The organism is Bacteroides sp. RTP31139st1_H2_RTP31139_211217 (genome assembly GCF_040227615.1).
Lineage (GTDB): Bacteria > Bacteroidota > Bacteroidia > Bacteroidales > Bacteroidaceae > Bacteroides > Bacteroides uniformis.
Window position 1 is genome coordinate 1 of the sequence record NZ_JBCNZM010000196.1, and the last position, 7580, is coordinate 7580.

General features: G+C 38.9%; 11 protein-coding genes. 5 read left to right on the forward strand and 6 right to left on the reverse strand.

Going from position 1 to position 7580, the window contains the following annotated elements:
* Window positions 1–1291 (reverse strand): ATP-binding protein (locus ABUA47_RS21365; RefSeq protein WP_349832021.1); only part of this gene is annotated, 1291 nt, incomplete at its 3' end.
* Between the two features lie 77 nt (window positions 1292–1368).
* Window positions 1369–2208, reverse strand: a complete 840-nt coding sequence (locus ABUA47_RS21370; protein WP_035449938.1) for an AraC family transcriptional regulator — start codon at window positions 2206–2208, stop codon at window positions 1369–1371.
* A 110-nt stretch (window positions 2209–2318) separates the two neighbouring features.
* On the opposite strand from ABUA47_RS21370, the gene ABUA47_RS21375 reads away from it, so the two are divergent.
* The 5 genes from ABUA47_RS21375 (at window position 2319) to ABUA47_RS21395 (ending at window position 4672) form a co-directional block, all read left to right on the forward strand.
* Window positions 2319–2915, forward strand: coding sequence for a sugar O-acetyltransferase (locus tag ABUA47_RS21375; RefSeq protein WP_035449936.1), 597 nt, complete (start codon window positions 2319–2321; stop codon window positions 2913–2915).
* Window positions 2916–2919: 4 nt separating this feature from the next.
* A complete protein-coding gene (locus tag ABUA47_RS21380; RefSeq protein ID WP_035449933.1) occupies window positions 2920–3558 on the forward strand; it encodes an HAD family hydrolase in 639 nt (212 codons plus the stop codon).
* A 44-nt stretch (window positions 3559–3602) separates the two neighbouring features.
* On the forward strand, window positions 3603–3842 hold the full coding sequence (locus ABUA47_RS21385; protein ID WP_080707072.1) for a hypothetical protein: 240 nt from the start codon (window positions 3603–3605) through the stop codon (window positions 3840–3842).
* Entirely contained in the window at window positions 3796–4215 is a 420-nt protein-coding gene (locus ABUA47_RS21390; RefSeq protein WP_035450064.1) for an RteC domain-containing protein, read from the forward strand. The genes ABUA47_RS21385 and ABUA47_RS21390 overlap by 47 nt, the downstream gene beginning before the upstream one ends.
* Window positions 4216–4345: 130 nt before the next feature.
* Window positions 4346–4672, forward strand: coding sequence for a helix-turn-helix domain-containing protein (locus ABUA47_RS21395; RefSeq protein WP_035450063.1), 327 nt, complete (start codon window positions 4346–4348; stop codon window positions 4670–4672).
* A 49-nt stretch (window positions 4673–4721) separates the two neighbouring features.
* Here ABUA47_RS21395 and ABUA47_RS21400 read toward each other — a convergent pair whose 3' ends face one another.
* From ABUA47_RS21400 to ABUA47_RS21415, 4 genes are all read right to left on the reverse strand, one after another.
* The gene (locus tag ABUA47_RS21400) at window positions 4722–5447 is read right to left on the reverse strand and encodes a hypothetical protein (RefSeq protein WP_035449931.1); all 726 of its coding nucleotides are present in this window, start codon (window positions 5445–5447) and stop codon (window positions 4722–4724) included.
* A gap of 4 nt (window positions 5448–5451) precedes the next feature.
* On the reverse strand, window positions 5452–6369 hold the full coding sequence (locus ABUA47_RS21405; RefSeq protein WP_035449930.1) for a relaxase/mobilization nuclease domain-containing protein: 918 nt from the start codon (window positions 6367–6369) through the stop codon (window positions 5452–5454).
* A complete protein-coding gene (locus ABUA47_RS21410) occupies window positions 6335–6718 on the reverse strand; it encodes a MobC family plasmid mobilization relaxosome protein (RefSeq protein ID WP_035449927.1) in 384 nt (127 codons plus the stop codon). Before ABUA47_RS21410 ends, ABUA47_RS21405 begins: the two co-directional genes overlap by 35 nt.
* Window positions 6719–6874: 156 nt before the next feature.
* Window positions 6875–7580 (reverse strand): toprim domain-containing protein (locus ABUA47_RS21415; RefSeq protein WP_349832022.1); only part of this gene is annotated, 706 nt, incomplete at its 5' end.

Below are 7580 nucleotides of genomic sequence, written 5' to 3' on the forward strand. Positions count from 1 at the left end.
GCATGGTTGTTCTCCAACTTTTAGAAATACTTTCAGCTATTTCCGAAGCATTTAATCCCGGTTTCGTTTTAAGTAAATCTATTATCATTTGCTCATTCTCATTTACTATGCCATTTACTATGCCATTTACTATGCCATTGGTGACATAGTTCTTTACCTGACGTTTGAATACAACCGTAAACATCCCGTCCGTATGAAATTCAGGTTCAGGAAGATTAGCTTCTTTCATGGCTTCCTGCATACGGGGAATACCGGATGCAACCCTTTCCACCAAATGCATGCGGGTAAATAATCCAAAGATTAAGGGGTTACGTGTCATACTCTTGTGCCCGAAATCTTTAGCTACGATAGGCAAAAGCCCTCCGGGATTAGAAACCTCTACCCGGTCATCAAACATTTCTATTGTAATGGTTGCTCCCTGTTCGTAATAATCACGATGTGAGAGAGCGTTAATAATGGCTTCTTTAAACACAGTAAGAGGAATTTCCCAAATTTCTTCTCTTGGTCCTGCTCCCTCAATTTTATAAGCTACTTGCAGTTTACTTTCCAGCCATGCCATAGCCTGCAAATATTGTTGGTATAGTGGACCGCCAAAGGTTTTATCATCAATGATATATACTTTGGTTGTTCCTTTGAAAAGGATACATCTTGTTACTGCGTGTGGAAACTTTCGTTCAGGTTGTTTCCCAAAGAACATGGCTGCTCCATTCTTGGCTACTCCTTTATCCGTAAACAGTTCTAAATTCTCAAATATCTGTTTGTTGGCAGTCGATGGACTTAGCTTTGCTTCCGTGCGAAAGTCTTTTATCGCTTGTTCGTCTGCATCTGTGTAAATGTTGAACCATGAACAAGGGATAGCATCAAAAAAAATTTTGTTGCATTCCTGAAAGAAACTGCGCATTTCTTCGACAGTACGAAGTTTCTGTGAGTTTGCTCCCTCACGCACAAAGATAGAACCGGAAAATATATAAGGTTTATCTTTCCCAGACGGAACATCAATTACCCATACTGTCTTATCCTCGATATTTACCGCATACATATCACAATGGAGAGCCGGAGATATTTCACTGATAGAGCCTTGAATGGCTGAACGTTTGTCATTTTCCAAACCTGTACCAATAATCTGTCCGTTATCATTTACACCAATGAGTAAATATCCTCCGTCTGCATTAGCGAAAGCGCAAATTTCTTCTGTTAGTTCACGAACCTTTGAAGGAATACGAACTTTGAACTCTACATTATAGCCTTCTCCGCTATTGATGAGTGATTGTATGGTTTCTGTATTTGTCATAGACATCTATAAATATAATGCAAAAATAGTCATTTCTATTGTTTCAATAACTCTAAAAACAAGGATATGTATATGGTTTACTTCAAATTGTTCTTTCTGAAATTAGAGGGGCTGTATCCTCTATACTTTTTGAAAAACTTATTAAGATGGCTCTCATCGGTAAATCCCAATTCTTCAACGATTTCACAAATTCTCATTTGACTATGCAATAATCTATTTTCTACTAACTTTAGTTTGTAGTTTAAAATGTATTGCTGCATAGTTTCATTAGTATGTTTTTTGATATATCGTCCTAAATAATTCTCCGAAATGCCAAAATGTTGGCTTATATCTTTTGCTCTGATTTTACCTGTTTTATAGATGTTTGCTTGAATATACTGCAATATGTCAAGCGATTTGTCCTCAGAGCATTCATCCACCTGTTCAGGCAAGAACATTGCGATATTGCGTGCTACCACAATAATAATCGTATTAATTATTTGTGTTATAATCTCCTTGCTGTATAAATTTCGGTTAATATATTCCCTGATAATCGCTTCAATCATGGGTTTCACCAATAGCTTATCTACTTTATTTCTTAGTATACAACCGGGTTGATGATTAGCATGTTGAAGAATAAACTCCAGTCTTTGGATATTTTCAGCACCGAAAACAGAAGAATGTATATATATGTCGTTAAACTTGATGTCGACAAACTTAGTTGTTGTATGGATTTCGAAAGAATGCGTATCTCCGGGAGTAATCATAAACAAATGTCCGTCATGATAAGGAAACATATTGTTGTTAATCCATTGGATGCCTGTTCCTGAAAGAATATATACTAATTCAAAAAAGGTATGTTCATGCTCTTTTAGCAAGGATTCGTCAAGCTCGCTAAAACTAATTTCGAATGGTTGATGTAGGTTTTCTCTTTTCATGCCATAAATATAACCCTAAAAAACGGATTAATACCAAAATAACGAAAAATAATACCTAAAATTAGCCGAAAAATCGGTATAACTTTGCAATATATTTAAAATCATAGCTTATGAAAACTGAAATGGAAAAATGTTTGGCTGGTGAATGGTATGATTGCCACGACCCATTTTTTATGAATTTGAAGAGTAAAGCTCATCACTTGTTGATGAAATACAATTCTTTGCCGTATGAACAAAAGACTGAAAAACATGCCGTACTAAAGGAAATGTTTGGAAGCATAGGCGCAAATGTTTCTGTCGGTCATTCGTTTATATGTGATTATGGATGCAATATACATATCGGTGATAATGTCACCGTAAATACCGGTTGTACATTTGTCGATTGCAATAGGATTACCATAGGGAACAATGTGCTGGTAGCACCTAATGTGCAAATCTATACGGCAACTCACCCGGTAGAGTTTAATGAACGGCTTGTATTGACAGAAAACCCGGCTGGCTGTAAATATGTCCGTCGAACTTTTGCCCTCCCTGTCATGATAGAGGATGGCTGCTGGATTGGCGGTGGAGTAATTATTTTACCGGGTGTGACAATAGGGCAAAAAAGTGTGATTGGTGCAGGAAGTGTTGTCACCAAAGATATTCCGGCAAATAGCTTGGCGGTAGGAAATCCTTGCCGGGTGATACGGAAAATCAATCAAATGTAAGGTTATGATTAAATTAGTCGCCTTTGATTTAGACGGTACAATCGGAGATACAATTCCCATGTGCCTCAAAGCCTTAAAAAAGGCAGTAACCCCTTATGTTACTCTTAATGATGTATCCGAAAATGATATTTTAGAAACTTTTGGACTAAATGAAAAAGGAATGATAAAAAAACTTGTTGGTTATAATTGGGAAGAAGCCTTGAATGACTTCTACGTGATATACGAACAAATGCATATAATGTGCCCTCGTCCTTTTGACGGTATAACAGAACTGATTGAGAAGTTAAAAAAGAAATCTATTCTTATTGCTTTGGTTACGGGAAAAGGAGAAAAGAGTTGTACAATAACATTACGTCAATTTAATATGGACACGTGTTTTGATAAAGTAAAAACTGGAAATCCTTTCAAAAATAATAAAGCAGAGAATTTTAGGGAATTGCTTGCAGATTATAAGTTACAACCGGATGAAATGATATATATAGGTGATACAGTTTCAGATATTGTGTCTTGTAGGGAAGTTGGAATACGATGTTTATCTGCTTTATGGGTAACTTCTTGCTTAGATGCACAAAAATTAGAAGTTCACAATGCTGGGAATGTTTTTTATTCAATAGCTTCACTTGAATGCTATTTAATGGGATGACAAATATATATGCTTAATAAAGAAACATTTAGTATTTCTATTGTATGAACAGAATATCAGATTTGAGTTTCTTTCGATTATTATCGGAATACTCACAACGTAAAGTTTCCGTATCAGAATTTATGGAAGCTATTGAGGAATTGGCTATTCACTTGGCTGATTTTAGTATCAATGAACAGAATAATAGCGTTTTACTACGCTACCTTTCTTTCGGATTGTATAGACTTAAATCGTATCATGTGCGGTTTGAGCAAGAAAAAAATGCCTTATTTGTATCTCATTGATGAAGCGATTGGGCTACTGAACAATGAAATACGCCTTGTGGAATGGCGTATCAAGTACCCGGAGCAATTCAAATCACACTTTAACAAACAACCTTTTTCCCCTCTTTATTTGGCAGACAAAACAAATCTGATTGATATAATGGAAATTATCAGCGGTTTATTCCTTTCCAAACGTATCGTCTATAAAAATGGCAAACCAGCTTTCTTATCTGATTTATCTAAAGCTTTTGAATGGGTGTTTAACGTCCAACTAAAAGACTATCACCAAAAGCATGAGGATGTAATAAAGCGCAAGCCGGGCAAAATAACCGAATTTCTTAATGGACTATCTGACCTTATCCGAAATGAACATGATAAAAAAGGATATAGATAATCAATAACTTAGCTTTAATTTATAGGGGATTCCATGTGCTACCCCGTAATTTCTTTGCACTGGTTTTCTGAACTTTGCTTCATCAATCGATTGAGAAACAAGAATGTATAATCTGAAAAATGAAGTAAATATGTATATAGAAAACTATGATTTCAAGGAATGGATGCAAAAGCTATTTGACAAATTGGATGAGCTTTGCAAGGATGTACGAATATTGCGCAATGCAGATAAAGTGCTGTCCGAAGATGATAACCTACTGGATAATCAGGATTTATGCCTATTGTTCAAAGTTAGCATCAGAACATTGCAACGGCTGCGAAGCAAAAACGAGCTTCCCTATATGTTGATTAGCGGAAAAGTCTATTACCGGGCTTCGGATGTACGGAAGTTCATCAAGGAACGGTTTAATGCGGTCATGCTCCGCAACTTTGAAAAACAGTTTGGGGAAAAGAAGTAAGACAGATAGGCCGGAGTAGTGGGTATCACTTGCTCCGGCTCTCTCTTTTCTATGGCTTCCCTAACTTATCCGCTTCCTTTTTTAACTGTTTGGCTTGTTCGTCCAACAGTCTTGCACGCTCCAACGCTTCCGCTTGTTTACGGCTGCGGTATTCAAAATCTGTCACCGTATCTGTCAGATGCCGGATAAAACTGTTATCCCGTTTCCGACTGAAATTTATTTCCAGCAAATCTAAACTGTTACCATCTGCCTTTCCTTTCATCAGGAGATAACGGTATTTTATATCATTGTCCTGTAACTGCTGCATTCGTTCCGCAAAACGGATATTCAGGACTAACGACACAAGGCAAATGAGTATTCCTGCTGAAAAAAGAAAGAATTTCGGTTTCAGATAGGGAGTAATCCAGTTTAGAAATTTATCATACCAAGAACTGGGTTCTGACTTTTCCGATTGTTGTGTGTCAGCCGGAAACAATATCTTTAGTTTCTCCTTGAAATACCTGTGTGAAGCTACGATAAGCCCCTTTATATCTTCAAGGTCTTGTTTCTGATTCTCGGATTGTCCTTTCTTGATACTGGCGATTTGGCTTAAAATCTCCTGTACCATGTTTTCAGGAATGGTAGGTTTCCTTTGTGATTCCAAAATACGCTGCTCGATAACATCCAGTCGGTTTATCGTTTCCTCCCGGCTGGCTGGTGTCACTTGTTGTTCCTGCTTCTCTTTCAGTTCCGTAACCATAGAGAGAAGCCCCTCTAAAATCAAATTTTCTTCCATACGCCTATAACTTAAATTGTCGTTTCTTTTTCTTCTTCTTTCTCAAATCGGGATTGTCAGGCGTTTCATCAACCGGAGAGGACGAAACGGAAAACAAACCGCCTAAACCTACCAGTAGCGAATCATCACTTTTGTTTATTGCTGGTTCCTGTGTTTGTGGGGTAATCGTTTGCTTGTTGCTTCCGGCTGTTGTCAACTTTGCATCCCTGAAATATTTATCCAATTTGGAAAAACTGAAACTGCGGTCAATCTCCGAGCCTTTGAACGTGTATTCACCTTTGGAAAAGGAAATACCCTGTATCTCATTCGTCTGCCCTTTGTGTTTGAACTGAATGCTGATACATTTTTCTGTTAACTGCTCCTGTAACTGCTGCCAGTTCCTTGATTTTCTGATTTCATTCTTTACAGCCGTGTAAATCTCATATTTCGTTTTGTCCGGCTCTTTTAGACGATGTTGTTTCACCTGTTCTTTCCCTTTGGCAAAATACAGTCCGTGTTTTTCTTTCAGCTTCTTGCAAACTTGCTCGTTCCGGTACATATCGTTGCTGTCTGAAATGGTTTTACCGCTATTATCTATCCGGTTGAATACAATATGTACATGCGGATGCTCCCGGTCTTGATGCCGCACGATAATATATTGCGTATCGGTAATTTTCATTTCACGCATGTACTCCTGTGCCAACTGTATCATTTTCTCGTCTGTTAGTTTTGGGACATCCACTACCGAATAACTTAGCGCAATATGTCCGACTGATTTCTTTAAGCTGGGATTCATTTCTGTTTGCATACAGAAACTACGGATAATGTCGTGCTTGCTTTCGGCTAACACTCCCTCCGCATGAAGCAAAGCTGCCTGTTCCTTGCCGAGTACATAGTTCACACAGCCTTTAAATCCGCTTCCCTTTTTTATTTTTCCAATCATCCGATAACTGGTTTATGATTTCAATAATCCTGTTTTTCAGTTTCACAAGCTCCACAGCCACGAGCGCAAACCCTCCTGCATTGGCACAGTGTGCAAGCTGGTTGAGGTTGTTGGCTTCTCCTGCCAATTTGCGGATAGTGTCTGCGTCCTGCTTGTTCAGCCGAGGCGTTACCTCTGCCGAAACAACCGCTTGCCGGACGTATTCGCTAATAGGCAGACCGGATTCTCCGGCTCGCTTCTTGATAGCGTAATATTGTAGTTCGGTCAGCTTCGTACTGACTACCCGTTTTTGTTTGTCTATCCGGTTTTTTGCCGGGCGACCTCCTGTCTTATTTCTTATCTCTGTCATACGTTTTTTCTTTTAGGTGGTATCTTAGAAATTGCGACCAACGGGAGAAATTACTCTTTGCGATGAGCAAAGCAAGAGGTTTCGGTCTACCGAAACATAACCTTGCTCCCCTAAATCACACCGCTTGCCGTTGGTATGCTTTGCCTGTTCTACTAATTACAACCGCTTGCCCCTTTTTCTTTTTTCACCGGGAGTTTGTCTATTTTTATTTTCCTGCTGTTGTTGCTTGGCAGACTGTTTTTGTTTCTCCGGCTGCGTTTGTTGGGTTGACTGTTGCATCCTATTCTCTGCTTGGTTGAACTTCTTCCCACACAGGTAATCGTTCAAGTCCTTGTATTCACTGTACAGATGTGATGAATCACGTACATGCCAACAAAATTCTTTTTGTATGGCTTGGGTGGCTTTACGTCCTGCTTCATCATTATCCAAAAAGCAGTGGATATGCTCGTAATCTGCCAATGGGTATAGGGCTTTATCTACATTTGTGGTCGAGTTCAGGATAATGTAATCCTGCCAGTCAAGACAAGGATAGGTGGGATTTGTTTTCTGCCGGATGGCGATAAAAGAAAGATAGTCCATTACTCCCTCGAAAACAAAACAGCTATCGTTCTTTTTGCCTGACTGCCGTATGTGTGTGATGTCTTTGGGTGATGTACTGCCCTTGAAACGTGGATTGCGAAGCTCGTAACCTCCGGCATCGTTCTTGAAAGCAAGCGCAAAATAGGGCTTGTCACCGATACGGTAATACATTTCCTGCACATGGTGCGCTGCCATTTCAGGTGGAATGTTCCTGCTTCTCAAATAATCCATGAGTGCCGGATTCTGCAACGGCTGGATTTTACGGATGTCTATCGGGCTGGTC